At 51.8% G+C, this 380-nt stretch carries 2 pseudogenes; both read left to right on the top strand.

What is annotated here, in order from left to right:
* Nucleotides 1-209 (top strand): annotated as a pseudogene (locus ACRPFF_RS11795) (hypothetical protein); the annotation flags it as partial.
* Between the two features lie 56 nt (nucleotides 210-265).
* Nucleotides 266-380, top strand: a pseudogene (locus ACRPFF_RS11790) (FAD:protein FMN transferase); the annotation flags it as partial.

Below are 380 nucleotides of genomic sequence, written 5' to 3'. Positions count from 1 at the left end.
ACGGCATACGAGATGACGTCGAGTCTCGTGGGCTCGGAGATGTGTATAAGAGACAGGCTTGGACGAAGTGTCCGAACGCTGGCTGGGCTTGGAAACCATTACCTACGAATCGTGGTGCGGTAAAGGCGCGAAGCATTAAAACTCTCCTGATGCGGCTCTTCCGAACAAAAGGCAGACGGGCATCGGGTAAAAAAGGATTCTGCATATGAAAATCAAACAAATCGTCAAACCGAGCTTGGCAGTATTGGCGGCAGGCATTCTGTCCGACGAAGAAGGCGTGTTGGCAAATATCACGATGAAAGACAAGGCGTTTGCCACTTCGGGCGGCTATGGGACGGTGATGGACAAAGCGGACAGGTTTACCCATTTGTTCGATCCGC

It is taken from the genome of Neisseria sp. SLRRB23 (assembly GCF_050896295.1).
Taxonomy (GTDB): domain Bacteria; phylum Pseudomonadota; class Gammaproteobacteria; order Burkholderiales; family Neisseriaceae; genus Neisseria.
Note: the sequence above shows the minus strand (reverse complement) of the source record. Positions and strands in the feature narration are given on the sequence as shown.